14 protein-coding genes are annotated in these 14,475 nt (G+C 45.8%); 8 read left to right on the forward strand and 6 right to left on the reverse strand.

Annotation, left to right across the window (positions count from 1 at the left end):
* Positions 1-210 precede the first annotated feature (210 nt).
* The gene (gene gshAB / locus IGJ74_RS01515) at positions 211-2,475 is read left to right on the forward strand and encodes a bifunctional glutamate--cysteine ligase GshA/glutathione synthetase GshB (protein WP_087664796.1); all 2,265 of its coding nucleotides are present in this window, start codon (positions 211-213) and stop codon (positions 2,473-2,475) included.
* A 71-nt stretch (positions 2,476-2,546) separates the two neighbouring features.
* Here the strand turns inward: gshAB and IGJ74_RS01520 are convergent, their stop codons facing one another.
* Together IGJ74_RS01520 and IGJ74_RS01525 are read right to left on the reverse strand one after the other, a co-directional pair.
* A complete protein-coding gene (locus tag IGJ74_RS01520) occupies positions 2,547-2,966 on the reverse strand; it encodes a hypothetical protein (protein WP_005232469.1) in 420 nt (139 codons plus the stop codon).
* Positions 2,967-2,980: 14 nt separating this feature from the next.
* Entirely contained in the window at positions 2,981-3,433 is a 453-nt protein-coding gene (locus IGJ74_RS01525; RefSeq protein WP_087664797.1) for a YueI family protein, read from the reverse strand.
* Positions 3,434-3,540: 107 nt separating this feature from the next.
* On the opposite strand from IGJ74_RS01525, the gene IGJ74_RS01530 reads away from it, so the two are divergent.
* From IGJ74_RS01530 to IGJ74_RS01555, 6 genes are all read left to right on the forward strand, one after another.
* Complete coding sequence (locus IGJ74_RS01530) at positions 3,541-4,110, forward strand: GNAT family N-acetyltransferase (protein ID WP_005232465.1); 570 nt, start codon at positions 3,541-3,543, stop codon at positions 4,108-4,110.
* 15 nt (positions 4,111-4,125) lie between these two features.
* Complete coding sequence (locus IGJ74_RS01535) at positions 4,126-4,503, forward strand: iron-sulfur cluster biosynthesis family protein (RefSeq protein ID WP_086316797.1); 378 nt, start codon at positions 4,126-4,128, stop codon at positions 4,501-4,503.
* Position 4,504: 1 nt separating this feature from the next.
* Positions 4,505-5,398 carry a metallophosphoesterase gene (locus IGJ74_RS01540; protein ID WP_087664798.1) on the forward strand — a complete coding sequence of 298 codons (894 nt, stop codon included), beginning with the start codon at positions 4,505-4,507 and terminating at the stop codon, positions 5,396-5,398.
* 85 nt (positions 5,399-5,483) lie between these two features.
* Positions 5,484-5,705 carry a DUF2829 domain-containing protein gene (locus IGJ74_RS01545; protein ID WP_005227147.1) on the forward strand — a complete coding sequence of 74 codons (222 nt, stop codon included), beginning with the start codon at positions 5,484-5,486 and terminating at the stop codon, positions 5,703-5,705.
* Positions 5,702-6,451, forward strand: a complete 750-nt coding sequence (locus IGJ74_RS01550) for a 3-oxoacyl-ACP reductase (protein WP_087664799.1) — start codon at positions 5,702-5,704, stop codon at positions 6,449-6,451. The genes IGJ74_RS01545 and IGJ74_RS01550 overlap by 4 nt, the downstream gene beginning before the upstream one ends.
* 30 nt (positions 6,452-6,481) lie before the next feature.
* A complete protein-coding gene (locus IGJ74_RS01555) occupies positions 6,482-7,048 on the forward strand; it encodes a nucleotidyltransferase family protein (protein WP_008376325.1) in 567 nt (188 codons plus the stop codon).
* A 91-nt stretch (positions 7,049-7,139) separates the two neighbouring features.
* On the opposite strand, the gene IGJ74_RS01560 is transcribed toward IGJ74_RS01555, so the two are convergent.
* From IGJ74_RS01560 to acnA, 4 genes are all read right to left on the reverse strand, one after another.
* Positions 7,140-7,679, reverse strand: coding sequence for a biotin transporter BioY (locus IGJ74_RS01560; protein WP_087664800.1), 540 nt, complete (start codon positions 7,677-7,679; stop codon positions 7,140-7,142).
* 105 nt (positions 7,680-7,784) lie between these two features.
* The gene (locus tag IGJ74_RS01565) at positions 7,785-8,639 is read right to left on the reverse strand and encodes a helix-turn-helix domain-containing protein (protein ID WP_086332915.1); all 855 of its coding nucleotides are present in this window, start codon (positions 8,637-8,639) and stop codon (positions 7,785-7,787) included.
* Positions 8,640-8,743: 104 nt separating this feature from the next.
* On the reverse strand, positions 8,744-9,994 hold the full coding sequence (icd, locus tag IGJ74_RS01570; RefSeq protein ID WP_086332916.1) for an NADP-dependent isocitrate dehydrogenase: 1,251 nt from the start codon (positions 9,992-9,994) through the stop codon (positions 8,744-8,746).
* Complete coding sequence (acnA, locus tag IGJ74_RS01575; protein WP_218193349.1) at positions 9,987-12,683, reverse strand: aconitate hydratase AcnA; 2,697 nt, start codon at positions 12,681-12,683, stop codon at positions 9,987-9,989. The genes icd and acnA overlap by 8 nt, the downstream gene beginning before the upstream one ends.
* 235 nt (positions 12,684-12,918) lie before the next feature.
* On the opposite strand from acnA, the gene IGJ74_RS01580 reads away from it, so the two are divergent.
* The gene (locus IGJ74_RS01580; protein WP_086332918.1) at positions 12,919-14,280 is read left to right on the forward strand and encodes a citrate/2-methylcitrate synthase; all 1,362 of its coding nucleotides are present in this window, start codon (positions 12,919-12,921) and stop codon (positions 14,278-14,280) included.
* Positions 14,281-14,475: the final 195 nt, after the last annotated feature.

A 14,475-nucleotide genomic window follows, 5' to 3' on the forward strand; every position in this document is an offset into this window, starting at 1 on the left:
CATAATAATTTACTGTTCTATAAGCAGTATACTTTATTTTGAAGGTAAATATCAAATTTATTCAAGTATTTTATAAATTCTTGGTAATTTTAGTAAGAGATATTACAAGTGAAGAGCAAATTTCTGCATTTTTCACCATTTTTCACTATAATAGATGGAAAGAAACAGAATATAAGAAAAAAATAGTAGAAGAACATAGAGGGCAGTCGAATGAAAATAAAAACATTGTTATCACATAAAGAGCTTTTTCCCTATTTATTGAAAGGACGCTATGGGATTGAGCGTGAAGCGCAACGGGTGCGGCTCGATGGGACGTTCGCGGGAACCGATCATCCGAAAGCGCTGGGCAATCGGCGCTTCCATCCGTATATCCAAACAGATTTTGCGGAAAATCAACTGGAACTGATCACGCCGGTCGCTGATTCAGTGGATGAATTGTTCCGTTTTTTAGGGGCTATTCATGATGTGGCGTATCGTTCGATGTCAGCAGAAGAAATGCTCTGGCCATTGAGTATGCCACCGGCTTTACCAGAAAAAGAAGAAGACATCGTCATTGCTAAATTAGACCAATTTGAAGATGTGCTCTACCGCCGCTATTTAGCCAAAACTTATGGTCGCCGCAAGCAAATGGTCAGTGGGATTCATTTCAATTTCGAATTTGCGGAAGACTTTTTACAGCAGCTGTATGCTTTGTCTGAAACGAAGGAAAGCTTCCAGACATTTAAAACGGCACTTTATTTGAAAGTAACTCGCAATTATTTGCATTATCGCTGGTTTTTGACGTATTTCTTTGGGGCGACCCCTGCTTCAGAAGCCAATTATTTTACGACAGAAAATGGACCGCAAGAACCAGTCCGCAGTATTCGCAATAGCCGTTATGGCTACACGAATCACGAAGACGTCAAGGTATCTTATGCTTCGTTAGAGACCTATCTTGCAGATATTGCCAACTTAGTGGAGACGGGAAAGCTTTCAGAAGAAAAAGAATTTTATGCGCCAGTGCGTTTGCGTGGGGGAAAACGGGTCGCAGATCTAGCCTCAGCTGGTATCCGTTATATTGAGTTAAGAAATATTGACATCGATCCCTTTGCCCGCTATGGGATTTCCAAAGAGCAAGTCGCGTTCTTGCATTTCTTCTTATTGTTTTTAAGTACAAAAGAAGAAGGCAACGATGCCGATGAGTGGATCGAAGAAGGCAATCAGAAAAATGATCAGGTCGCATTAGAACACCCACTTGCACCATTGACTTATCAGCAAGAAGCGCAAGCGCTGATTGCTGAAATGATGGACTTTGCCCAAGCCCTTGAGCTGCCGCATCCGCCATTTTTGGATCAGCTTTCTGAGATGCTGGCTGAACCAGAAAGAACCTTCGCTGGACGTCTTTTCTCAGCGAGTCAAGCAACCAGCCAAGCGCAGACAGCAACATTGCTGGGACAAAAGTATCATCAAGCTGCTTGGGAAAAACCGTATCAATTAGCTGGCTTTCGAGCAATGGAATTGTCGACCCAGATTCTCTTGTTCGATGCGATCCAAAAAGGAATCGAAGTGACGGTACTGGATGAAACGGATCAGTTCTTGAAATTAGCCGTGAAAGACCACATCGAATATGTTAAAAATGCCAATATGACTAGTAAGGATCAGTACATCGTCCCATTGATCATGGCGAATAAAACGGTCACCAAAAAAATCTTAGCCGAAAATGGCTTTCATGTACCAGGTGGTGCTGAATTCGCTTCGACAGAAGAAGCGATCGCGTTTTATCCGCAAATCGCCCACAGCGGGTTTGTGGTAAAACCGAAAACCACCAACTATGGGATCGGTATCTCGATTTTCAAAGAAGGCGCCTCTTTAGCGGATTATCAAGCGGCGGTCGCCATTGCCTTTGCGGAAGATGATTCGATCCTCGTTGAGACCTTTTTATCAGGGACGGAATATCGGTTCTTCGTGATCGATGGGCGAGTCGATGCGATTTTATTACGTATCCCAGCCAATGTCGTGGGTGACGGCAAGCGTACGATCACGGAACTCGTCGCAGAGAAAAATCTCGATCCATTGCGCGGCACCCATCATCGGACTCCATTAGAGTTGATTCAATTAGGGGAACTGGAACAACTGATGTTAAAAGAGCAAGGGTATCAAGTTGATTCAGTGCCGGAAGAAGGGCAGATCGTTTATCTGCGAGAAAACTCGAATATCAGTACTGGCGGTGATTCTATCGATGTAACGGATGACTTCAACGATGACTACAAACAAGTAGCAGTCGATGCGGTCGCCGCATTACAAGCGTCTATCAGTGGAATCGATCTGATTATTCCAGATAAAACCAAGCCAGCCAATGAACCGGGGGCTTATGGAATCATTGAAGCCAATTTCAACCCAGCGATGCATATGCACGTTTATCCATACAGCGGGAAAGGCCGCCGCTTAACTATGTCTGTTTTACGCCTGTTGTTCCCTGAAGTCTTCGAAAGCTGATGGAAGCTTAGAGAGCAAAGAACTGCACACTCTGGAAGGTGATTCCCTTCGAAAGTGTGCAGTCTTTTTTATTAGGATTCAAAAGCAGCGATCTCAATCGTTTGTTTTGTTTCTTCCACCTTGAGACCCGTTCGGGCTTCCCACCATTGTTTCATTTCTTTTTCATACGTGGTAGGAAAACGTTGGATCAAGGTCAATAACGGTACGCCTTGAATCGAGGCATAGGGAAAGTTTAAAACGAGATTGTACTTCAGTTCCGACAGGAGGCTATAATATTGAAACATCATAAAGTTCATTTCATTCTGATCCTCCAGCAGGAGCACTTTCGGAGCGCGATCCAGCATAAAACCCAAGCTGCGCATCATGAACAATACGCCATCTAGATGGCTGGATTCGATCGTAGGGGCCGTTTTCAACAAATCGATATGCAGATCCAAAGCATCAAGCAGTTCTTTCTTTAATGAAAGGTAGGGCGGTGTTGATTGTTCCATGATAGTTCCTCCTTTTAATGGAAAAGTCGTTTCCAAAATGACATTTTCTCTGGTTGTTCCTGCTCTTTATCCGATGGAGCGGCAGCTGCAGGGTATTTTTTTTCGATATCGATGACGTCTTGATTGACGGCTTCTTTCCCGGCAATCAGCAAGCCAATACTGTCTGGATCGGCATCTTGGGCATCGGAGACGATCCGAAATTCCATCTGTTGTTTGGTCAGTAAAGTGATGTAATCGGTCTGGATCGATTCTGGCAATTTTCCGTTGAGCAGCACGAGTGCTCCTTGATAATCTGGTAAGGCGTTTAAGAGCGTTTTCTGGTTGTCCTTCTTCTTCATTTCTGTTACTGTCATACTAAGATAACACCGTTCACGAAACGTGCCTAAATACTTGCGCTGTTCATCTGGGTTGACGCGAGGCGTCCCATACATTCCTGTATCAAGGCGTTTTTCTAATTCGTCTGACATTGAAGTATCCTCCTCAAAGCGTTTACTTATGCTTATTATAGCATATCCAACAAATAGCAAAAGAGGGGTGCGATCGTGAGAGAGTTCTGATAGAAAGTAGGGATCCTATGACAACAAAAGAACGACATTTGCTATTATTAGCAGAAAATCAGCGGTTGGAGACACCGAGGCTGCTCTTGCGCCCCGTTTCCTTGGCAGATGCAGCAGACATGTTTGCCTATGCAAATGATGAAGAAACGACGACCTTCGTCTTTGCTAGACATGGGTCGGTTGACGAAACAAAACTGCGCATTGCCGAGTATTTTGTTGCTGCACCTTTAGGGAAATATGCGATCGAAGAAAAAGACTCAGGCAAAATGATCGGGACCATCGATTTACGGGTGGAATCTGAAAAAGAGATCGCTGAGCTTGGTTATACATTAAGTCGCGATTACTGGGGGCAAGGGATCATGCCAGAAGCGGCAATGACACTGCTGCATTTTGGTTTTGAAACACTCGAATTGATTCGGATTTTTGCTCGACATGATGCCCGAAATCCCAAGTCTGGACGGGTTATGGAGAAAATTGGGATGAAATTGGAAGCAACGATCCCAGCTGCCCGCAAATCGGGTGAAGAAATCATCGATGAAGTCACGCGCGGCATCACCCTTGAGGAATGGAAAAAACGTATTATGTAAAGGAGGGCTCTCGTCATGGAACTGAACATTGAGCCAGCAGCAATTGAAAAAATAACCCCTTATGTGCAGCCAGACGATCGTCTCTATTTGGATTTTGAAGACGGCGTCGGTCCGTTTCCCGCAACGGAGATCACCTGCCGTTTGGACATCCATTTTCGCCTGATTATCGTGCCGCAAAGCTATCCAGAAGAAGGATTGGCGATCTATGACACCCCTTTAACGACACCATTAGGCACGATTTGGTTGAAGCAAGGGGCACAGGTGTATTTAGAAGAACAGACCCGGTTGCAGGTGGAACCGACCTATCAACGGTTGCAATTGATTGGAAATAGCGGGATCTTAGCTAACGATGTCCAATTGTTACGGATCGAAAAGCAGACGGCAGGCCACTGATATGGGCACGCTGGCGGTTATTAGCGACTTGCACGTCGATATCAACCAATTATTCGACCCCCATCTGAAGCTGATCGCTGATTATTTGCAGCAAAATCAGGTGACCCATCTGCATCTGGCAGGAGATGTGGCGAATAAAAAGCAACGGCTATTAGACGTGGTCGCATTTTTTCAAAGTCGACAGGTGCCAACGACCTTTCACTGGGGCAATCATGAAATGGTGGACTTGACGGAACAAGAGATCGAGGCTTTCGATGATCCCGCCTTTCTTAATTTTCAGACGTATCGCTTATCAGAAAAAACACTGCTGTTGGGAATCAATGGCTGGTATGACTACCAATATTCTGATCTGACCAGTGAATCTGAGATCTTGCGGCTGAAAAATTTGTTTTGGTATGACCGCATGATTCAGCGAAAGGGATCGGATAAGGAAATCAGCCAAGCCATCAATGAGCGTTTAGCGGAAACATTGGCCCGTTTGCCGCAAGACCAAGAAATTCTTCTTTCTACCCATTTTGTGCCCCAAGAAGCGTTTATTGTTCGTCAGACCGGCAAGTATGCCCGCTGGAACCACCTAAATGCGTTTTTAGGGTCGCCCGATTTTGGCGCAGTGATCGACCGCTACGCCAATGTTCGGGCAGTCGTCTTTGGGCATACCCATCGACGCTTTGAGAAAAAAGAACTTGCGGGAACCAGCTACTATTGCCGCCCCTTCGGCTACTATTATGAATGGCAGTTGACCCGACGATTCGTTTTGGAAAATCACTTAGCAGAAGCATATTCGCCAACGAAAGTTCGGACGCTGCTGCGAAACCATCATGAGGCATTTGAGGACTATAAAACGACGCATCTTTTAGAAGAATTGGCGCAAGCGATCACACTACTGCCGTATTAGCGCAGCAACCGAGTCCTGCTTGTTTTCGTAATTGAATTTCCAAGCAATTTAAACCATTAGAAGAAAAACACAAAGGAGAAAAATTATGACATTTGAAGAAATCTTACCAGAATTAAAAGCCGGCAAAAAAATCATCCGTGAAGGTTGGGGCGGTTTTGAACTTTATGTGACATTCGTTGAAGGGGAAGTGTACGACAATGCCCCAGTCACCCCATACTTTTTGATCAAAACAGCAGATGAGGGATTCTCGAGTTTCGCACCGACTGTTTGCGACATTCTTGCGGAAGATTGGAAAATCGTGGAATGACAGCATCGTGGATCGATGACAAAACGATTGTGTTTGTCACAGGAGCTGCTTCAGGCATCGGCAGAGCGCAAGCAGAGGCGTTTCTTGCAGAAGGCGCTCAAGTATTTGGGGTTGACTGCCAATCGTTTCCTGATACGCTTTTAGCCCAGCCCCGCTTTTTCGGCACGTGTTGCGATTTAGCGGTGGAAGAAAATTGTCTTGCAGCGATCCAAGCTTGTGTTACACACTTTGGTGGCATGACGATCTTGTTGAATACAGCCGGGAAACTAGATGGCTATCATACGATCGCTGAGACGACCTCAATGGAGTGGGAGGAGATATTTCAAACCAATGTCTCCAGCATGTTTTATTTAACGAAAGAAATTTTGCCGCTGATGCAAGCCAATGGTGGCGGAACGATCATTAATATGGCGTCGATCGCTGGAATGGTCGCAGGTGGAGGTGGGATCGCTTATACAACCGCAAAACACGCGATCGTCGGGTTTACCAAACAGTTGGCATTGGATGTTGCAGATCAAGGGATCTCGGTGAAGGGCATCGCGCCAGGTGCGATTCAAACGCCGATGAATGCGGCTGATTTTGCCGGTGACGGAAAAATGGCGCAATGGGTGGCAGAGGAGACGCCGGTCAAGCGTTGGGCGCAACCAGAAGAAGTTGCAGCGCTGACCCTTTTTCTTGCCAGCCCGCAAGCTAGTTACTTGCAGGGGGCGATCGTGCCCATCGACGGTGGTTGGACCTTGAAATAACTAGCCTGAGCCCATTAGAGGAGGACGCCAATGAAGGAACAAGCGATCCAGAACTTGTTTGCAAAAAATCGTGAATGTCGACAACTGCTTACGATCATTGAAGCGTTACAGCTTCCGGATTGCTGGCTGTGTGCCGGGTACCTGCGGAATTATTTATGGGGTTTTCTCAGCGGAAAAATAGCGGAGGTGCCGATAACCGATATTGATGTCGTGTTTTATGATCCGACTGTAAGCTTAGAAGAAACAGCAGCGATCGAAGCGCAACTGCGCCGTTCGTTTCCCGAATTTCCTTGGGAGGTTCGAAATCAAGCATTGATGCACCAGCACAACTTTGCCGAGGAACCCACTTATACAAGTACCTTCGATGCTTTAACGAAGTTTCCAGAGCGTTGTACAGCGGTGGCGGCACGAATGAAACAAGGCGAGATTGAATTGATGGCGCCTTTCGGTTGGCAGGATGTTTGCAGTTTTCGGGTGCGTCCAACACCGCATTTCGCCCAAAATGACCAGTACCTTGCGGTTTACCGACAACGCCAAGCGATGAAGCAGTGGCAGAAAGTTTGGCCGCAGTTGTTGATTGAAGAGATCGACAACTAAAAAAGAACACTCGCGTGATGTGGCGATTTCCAAAAGTTAGACGAAAAAGCTAACTGATGGGAATCGCTGCATATGACGCGAGTGTTTTTTATTAACGTAAAGCCAATGGTTGCGCCAAGCGGTTTCTTAAAAAGATACCTAGATAAGCTGCGGCAACGGCTTTGATGATCCCGGGGATAATAAACAAAACAAAACCACCGTTAAAAGCCGCCGGCCATGCCATGCCAGTGCTCCATTTCAGCCATAATGTACCAAACAACAAAGTTGCCAGCGCACCGACAATATTGCCGATCACTGCTCCTGTGTAGCGAAACGCCGTTTTTTCTACGACCAATCCAGTAAGCAATCCGTTAAAGAGGAAGCCGACTAAATAGCCTCCGGTTGGTCCTAACAAAACACCGACACCGCTGGAAAAACCAGCGAAAACGGGCAAACCGATCAATCCTAACAGCAAGTAGATGATGATCGCCATCGTTCCTGTTCGCGTGCCGAGGAAAGTCACCGCCAGTCCAATCGCAAAGGTTTGTCCTGTCAATGGGATCAAACCTAACGGAATCGTCAATTGGGAAAGAACAGCAATAATGATCGCAAATAATGCGGCATGGATTTGTTCACGTAATGATAATTTCATCGAATCCTTCTCTCTAGTAATAATTTCGTTAACCTAAAAAAGATTTATTTGGTTAACGAAATTATAAACGGTGGTTTACCAAAAGTAAAGAAGAATCTTGTTTTTTTAGTGTCCTTTTTTTAATAGGACAAGTAAGTTCTTTGAGGAGAGGAAAGGGGCGATTTCTTCCAATTCATCTGTTGAGAAGGGCAGTGCTTGAACGAGACGGCAGATCGTTGCTTCTGTCAGAAACGGCAGCAGTTCTTCGATTTCATCATAAGACAAGCGTTCTGATGCGGTAACGTTTGGCTGTTCCAGGGCCGTCTGCAGGAGTTCATCCAGATACGGTGCAGGTAAAAAGGGAAGCAGTTCTTCAATCTCAGAAAAGCGAAAGTCAGGGGTTTCAAGCCAACCTTTGATTTCTCCCGCCAAAAAGTTGGGGGTTAAAAAGGGCGCCGCCTCTTCCCAAAAAGCCATGGAATAGTGGTTGCCTTTAAGGAGCTCTTCTATTTGGGGCTTTTTCAAAAACGGCAAGAGTTCTTCCATGACATCTTCTGGGATATTTTCGGCGCCATTAAGCAAGTGCTGCAAGTCAGCACTATTCAAATGAGGAGCTAGTCTAGGCAATAAGTCTAGGTCTAAAGAAGATTCTTGAAACGGTTCTTCTTGAATCAGTGCCGATAGTTCTTGCGGTTTGATCAGCGGAGCTAGTTCGGCGATTTCTTTTGGCTGCGCGGTTCCTGCTTGATAATGTTGAATCGCAGCTGCTGGCTTCCCTAACAGCTCATCGATCGATAGGCCTAAAATCGCCGCTAGCTGCGGCAATTTTTCTATGTCCGGCAGTGAGTTGCCCCGCTCCCAATTACTGACCGCCTGATAGCTGACAAGTAATTGGTCTGCCAAGTTGCTTTGGGTCAGATTTTTTTCTTTGCGTTTGGTAGCGATCTGCTGACCAATTTTTCTCATGTTGAATTCACTCATAAATGAATTCCCCCTTTCATGCTCTAAGTATAGTTTCTCAGAAGGTGGAAACGCAATCAAGCTGCGGTTGAGCAGGCAAATGCCGACTCAATCACAGCTTGAGTTTACGAATGGATCAGCTGAAGGAGGTGTTCACCAAACGCTTGTGTCGTTAAACAGACCGCTTCGGGCATCAACTGTGCGAAGTCGGCAGTGACGTGTTGATTTTGCAAGGCTTGTTCAATGGCTTGCGTCAGTATTGCAGCAGCTTCCGGCCAGTTCAAATGTTCTAATAGCATGCACGCCGATAGCAGCAGTGAACAGGGATTGGCTTTGCCAAGTCCTGCGATATCCGGTGCCGTTCCGTGGGTAGCTTCAAAGATGGCTGCCCCAGTATCGTAGTTGATATTGGCGCCGGGGGCGATCCCGATGCCGCCAACTTGTGCAGCGAGTGCATCAGAAATGTAGTCGCCGTTCAAATTACAAGTGGCAATGACATCGAATTTTTCTGGATACAAAAGGATCTGCTGTAAAAAGTTGTCGGCGATCACATCGTTAACAACGATCTTTCCAGCCGCTTTGGCCGAGGCAAGGGCGGCTTCGGCTGCCTTTGAACCATTTTCTGCTTTGATTTTGTTGTATTGATTCATTGTAAAACACTGGTCGGCGTACGTGGTTTCTGCAAGCTGATAGCCCCAGTTTTTAAAGCCGCCTTCTGTAAATTTCATGATATTGCCTTTATGCACCAGTGTCACCGTGGGCCGCTTTTGAGTAATCGCATACTCAATGGCAGCAGCGATCAAGCGCTGACTGCCTTCTAAAGAGATCGGCTTGATGCCAATAGCGGAAGTTTTAGGAAAACGAATCGCCTTGACGGCAAAGTCTGCTTGCAGTGTCTGGATCAAACGCTGTGTTGCGTCGTCGTCTTTGGCAAATTCGATGCCAGCATAAACATCTTCAGTATTTTCGCGAAAGATCACCATATCGGTTTTTTCTGGCTGTTTTAAAGGCGAAGGGACCCCTGTAAAATAGCGAACAGGTCTGACACAGGCATAAAGATCCAGCGTCTGCCGTAAGGTGACATTCAAGGAGCGAAAGCCCTCGCCAATCGGGGTAGTCAACGGTCCTTTCAAGGCGTATTGCTGGGCCTTGATCGTATCGATGGTTGCTTGCGGCAGCCATTCCCCTGTCTGTTCAAAGGCGGCTTCTCCAGCGAAAACTTCCAGCCACTCGATGTGGCGCTGATTGTCATAAGCTTTATTCACAGCTGCATCAATCACAGGTTGCGCAGCCTGCCAAATCTCGGCACCGATGCCGTCTCCTGCAATGTAAGGAATGGTGATCGTCGTTGCTTCATGGGTTGTTTGGTTAGACATGGGCAGCTCCTCCTAATTCCGCTTTTTTTCGAATGACCATTGGCAAAATTCCTTGATGCTTCCAATAGCGAATATCTGCCGGGGCATCAAAGCGTAGACGGGTCATAAAGGAGACAGTCCCTCCGTCGGTCCGTTGCGCAGTGACTTCGACCAGCTGCTTGACCGCTGGCTCTTCTGGCAAAGCGATCGAGAATGTTTCGCTGCCATCTAAAGAAAAAGAGGTGGCACTTTCACCAGCCAGATATTCAAGAGGAATGATCCCCATCATGACCAAGTTGCTGCGATGGATCCGTTCGAAGCTTTCTGCTAAGACGACTTTAACGCCTAACAATTGTGTCCCTTTGGCGGCCCAGTCGCGAGAAGAACCCATGCCATAATCTTTACCAGCTAAAATGATACAGCTTTGGCCGGCTTTTTGGTAATTCATAGCGGCGTCAAATATCGACAAGGTTTCCCCAGTTGGAAAATAATGCGTGACACTGCCAGTACTGCCAGGAACCAGCTGGTTTTGCAGACGGATGTTGCCGAAAGTCCCCCGCATCATAATCTGATGATTGCCGCGCCGCGAACCAAAGGAATTGAATTCACGATATGGAACTTCTTTTTCTTGTAAAAATTTTCCAGCTGCTGAATCCATACTGATGCTGCCGGCAGGAGAAATATGGTCAGTGGTGACGGAATCACCCAATTTTGCCAAGACTTTCAGATCGGCTAAGACATCTGCTTTAGGCAATTCTTTGGTCAATGTTTCAAAGTAGGGTGGATGAGCAATGTAAGTAGATTGTTCCTCCCATTCATAACATTCGCTCGTGGTGGTTTCGATCGCATTCCAGCGTTCATTGGCATCAAAAAGATGCTCATAGGCAGCGCGAAATGCTTCTGGTCCGACGTATTCTTGAACGTAAGTATTGACTTCTTCATTGCTAGGCCAAATATCAGACAAATACACCGGCTCGTCATTGACGATAGCTAATGGTTCTTTTGTAAGATCTTTGCGAGTGCTGCCAGCGATCGCATAGGCAACAACTAACGGCGGCGAAGCCAAATAATTGGCTTTGATCTGTGGATGGATTCTTCCTTCAAAATTCCGATTGCCTGACAGAACCGACGCCACCAGTAGATTTTCCGCCTCAATTGCTTCAGCGACCGGCGCTTCTAAAGGACCGGAATTTCCGATACAGGTGGTACAACCGTAGCCCACTAAATAAAAGCCGAGTTGCTCTAAATACGGCAGCAAACCACTGTTTTGCAAATAGGTGGTCACGATCTGGGAGCCAGGTGCAAGGGAGGTTTTGACCGTACGAGGGACGGTCAAACCTTTTTCAATGGCTTTTTTGGCCAATAAGCCTGCAGAGAGCATGACGAAAGGATTGCTAGTATTCGTACAGCTAGTGATCGCCGCCAAAACGATATCGCCGGTCTCTAATTTGTCTGCTGCAGCATCTGGCCAAGTAACGCTGGTTTCTTTTTGCCATTCATCCTCCGAAAGTCCAAAGCCCTTGGGACCAACGGCTGCCGTGACTGATTGTTCAAAATCCTGACGGACTGCTGGAAGCAAAATCCGATCTTGCGGGCGTTTGGGGCCCGCTAATGCCGGCTGAACTTCTGCTAGATCAATGGTGATCGTCTTAGTATAGGTCGGCACGGTCGTTTCATCATAAAAGAAATGGTTGGCTTTGGCGTAAGCGGTAACGAGTTCGATCAGCTCGCTGGAGCGCCCGGTCGTTGCCAAGTAGTTCAAGGTCTCTTGATCGATCGGACAAAAACCGCAAGTGGCACCATATTCAGGGGCCATGTTCGCTAATGTCGCCCGATCGGCTAAGCTCAAATGACCATAGCCTGGGCCAAAGTATTCGACAAATTTTCCAACCACTTTTTCGATCCGCAGCACTTCGGTTACTTTTAGTGCTAAATCGGTTGCTGTGGTACCTGCAGGCATCTCGTTGATAAATTTCACCCCGATGACTTCAGGTGTAGGAAAGAAAGAAGGTTCGCCAAGAATCGCAGCTTCCGCTTCAATACCGCCAACCCCCCAACCGAGGACCCCCAAACCGTTGATCATCGTGGTGTGAGAATCGGTTCCTTGCAATGTATCAGGAAACAGCAGACGTTGGTCTTCGTGTGTTTTTTGCAAGATCACATCAGACAATGATTCGATGTTGACTTGATGAATGATCCCTGTTTCAGGCGGAACGACTTCGAAATTGTCGAAAGAACCTTGTGCCCATTTCAAGAATTGATAGCGTTCTGCGTTGCGTTCAAATTCCCGCTCCGTATTAAAAGCGATCGCCCCAGGCGTACCGGCTTGATCGACTTGCACAGAGTGGTCGACGACGAGTGTGACGGGGATCTCAGGATTGATGTCTTCTGCGGCACCGCCTAAAGCGACCATCGCATCCCGCATGGCAGCCAGATCAACGACTGCAGGCACCCCAGTAAAGTCTTGCAAGACGACCCGCTCTGGTTTGAATGGCACGACACCGGTAGGGCTTTCTGCCTGCCAATTCGCTAAAAATGGTAAATAATCCTCTGTAATTTCCTCGTCTTGATGACGAGCAACACTTTCCAATAAAACTCGAATGGAGTAGGGCAAGCGAGATAAATCAGCCCCTAAGTCTTGGGTGATTTTCGCTAAGTCAATATACGTGTATTGGGTGTCATTGACGGTGAGTTGAGTTTGCCACTTCATAAGAATCCTCCTTTTTACGAAGATAATCGTACTTATTAGGAATAATTATACGTTGATAATTTAAAAAATCAATTAAATTTATGAAAAATATTTCATTTTCTAAACATCGTGCTATAATGTGTGAAAGTTTGTTAAAAAGCAACGATTTTATATGATGACTATTTTAACGATGTTTGTATACGGTTAAATAACATTGTAGTCGATAGTTTGTAGAAAGATTGGAGGTAACATCACCGTGGAAAGATTAGAAAAGAAAGAGAAATTGTCCTATCTTGCATCGCAATGTCAGAAATACAATTTGATAGATATGAATCTTTATTCAGAATATGATGTAAAGCGTGGACTGAGGGATTTAAATGGCACGGGGGTCTTAGCAGGTCTTACGACGATCTCCACCATTTATCCAGAAAAAATCATTGCTGGCAAGCCAGTTGAAGCTTGTGGCGAGCTGCGTTATCGCGGAATTGACATCAATGAGTTAGTAGCAGGGTTCGTCAATGAGAAACGTTTTGGCTTTGAAGAAATTGCATATTTATTACTTTTCGGCGAACTGCCAAACAAAACAGAACTTGCGGCATTTCATTGCCTATTAGCAGAAAAACGTACTTTGCCGACCAATTTTGTTCGTGACGTCATTATGAAAGCACCTTCTTCTGATATCATGAATAGTTTATCTCGCAGTATCTTGACACTGGCAAGTTATGATCCGCAAGCAGATGACATCAGTATTGAAAATGTGTTGGAACAAAGTCTGATGCTGATCAGTGTCTTTCCACTCTTGGCAATCTACGGCTATCATGCCTACAATCATTACAATCAAGGGGAGAGCATGTACATCCACCGCCCGACCGAAGAGTTGAGTACAGCTGAAACGATTTTGACTATGCTGCGTCCAACGAAAGAATATAGCTTCCAAGAAGCCCAAACATTGGATATGGCACTTGTTTTGCATATGGAACATGGCGGCGGGAATAATTCGACCTTTACGACACGAGTCGTTACCTCCAGTGGGACGGATACCTATTCAACGATTGCTGCAGCGCTAGGTTCTTTGAAAGGACCTAAACACGGTGGCGCCAATATCAAAGTGACGGAAATGATGGGAGATTTGAAGCGCAACGTTGCTGATATTACCGATGAACAGGCCGTCCGCACTTATTTGGAAGCAGTCCTAGATAAAGAAGCATTTGACCGTAAAGGATTGATTTATGGCATGGGCCACGCGGTTTACAGCGACAACGACCCTCGTGCGGCGATCTTTAAAAATTATGTAGCCAAACTGGCACAAGAAAAAGGATCAGAAGCTTGGCAAGAATATCAATTGTATACGATGGTCGAACGCATTGCTCCTCAAGTCATCAATGAAAAGCGCAAAATCTACAAAGGAGTCAGTGCCAATATCGACTTTTTCAGCGGGTTTGTTTATAACATGTTGGATCTACCAGAAGAACTGTATACACCAATGTTTGCTATTGCACGGATCGTTGGTTGGTCCGCCCATCGGATCGAAGAGCTGGTCAACGCACAAAAAATCATGCGCCCCGCCTATAAAGAAGTGTCAAATGATCGCGAATATATCGATATAGAGTCAAGATAGATCAAAACAGCAGGGAGGACGCTCGCTGCTGTTTTTGTTTTGGACATTTGAAAAGATGGTATTGAGCTGTTTTTGCGTATTTTTACTAGAGAGCAAATGAATGGCTTGGATCATTCATTCGTTAGAAAAATCAAGTATTTCTCCTTTTTCATATAGGAATGCAAAAATTGATTACAAAGTTTCTTGCATTTTTTG

This window comes from Enterococcus sp. AZ009, from assembly GCF_050548785.1.
Classification (GTDB): Bacteria; Bacillota; Bacilli; order Lactobacillales; family Enterococcaceae; genus Enterococcus_D; species Enterococcus_D entomosocium.

Bases quoted from the DNA above. Each gene is read 5' to 3' on its own strand.
- acnA (WP_218193349.1), bottom strand. From the start codon at position 12,683: ATGAAGTGGCAAACTCAACTCACCGTCAATGACACCCAATACACGTAT.
- IGJ74_RS01560 (WP_087664800.1), bottom strand. From the start codon at position 7,679: ATGAAATTATCATTACGTGAACAAATCCATGCCGCATTATTTGCGATC.
- IGJ74_RS01530 (WP_005232465.1), top strand. From the start codon at position 3,541: ATGACAACAAAAGAACGACATTTGCTATTATTAGCAGAAAATCAGCGG.
- IGJ74_RS01535 (WP_086316797.1), top strand. From the start codon at position 4,126: ATGGAACTGAACATTGAGCCAGCAGCAATTGAAAAAATAACCCCTTAT.
- gshAB (WP_087664796.1), top strand. From the start codon at position 211: ATGAAAATAAAAACATTGTTATCACATAAAGAGCTTTTTCCCTATTTA.
- IGJ74_RS01545 (WP_005227147.1), top strand. From the start codon at position 5,484: ATGACATTTGAAGAAATCTTACCAGAATTAAAAGCCGGCAAAAAAATC.
- IGJ74_RS01540 (WP_087664798.1), top strand. From the start codon at position 4,505: ATGGGCACGCTGGCGGTTATTAGCGACTTGCACGTCGATATCAACCAA.
- IGJ74_RS01555 (WP_008376325.1), top strand. From the start codon at position 6,482: ATGAAGGAACAAGCGATCCAGAACTTGTTTGCAAAAAATCGTGAATGT.
- IGJ74_RS01520 (WP_005232469.1), bottom strand. From the start codon at position 2,966: ATGGAACAATCAACACCGCCCTACCTTTCATTAAAGAAAGAACTGCTT.
- IGJ74_RS01525 (WP_087664797.1), bottom strand. From the start codon at position 3,433: ATGTCAGACGAATTAGAAAAACGCCTTGATACAGGAATGTATGGGACG.
- icd (WP_086332916.1), bottom strand. From the start codon at position 9,994: ATGTCTAACCAAACAACCCATGAAGCAACGACGATCACCATTCCTTAC.
- IGJ74_RS01550 (WP_087664799.1), top strand. From the start codon at position 5,702: ATGACAGCATCGTGGATCGATGACAAAACGATTGTGTTTGTCACAGGA.
- IGJ74_RS01565 (WP_086332915.1), bottom strand. From the start codon at position 8,639: ATGAGTGAATTCAACATGAGAAAAATTGGTCAGCAGATCGCTACCAAA.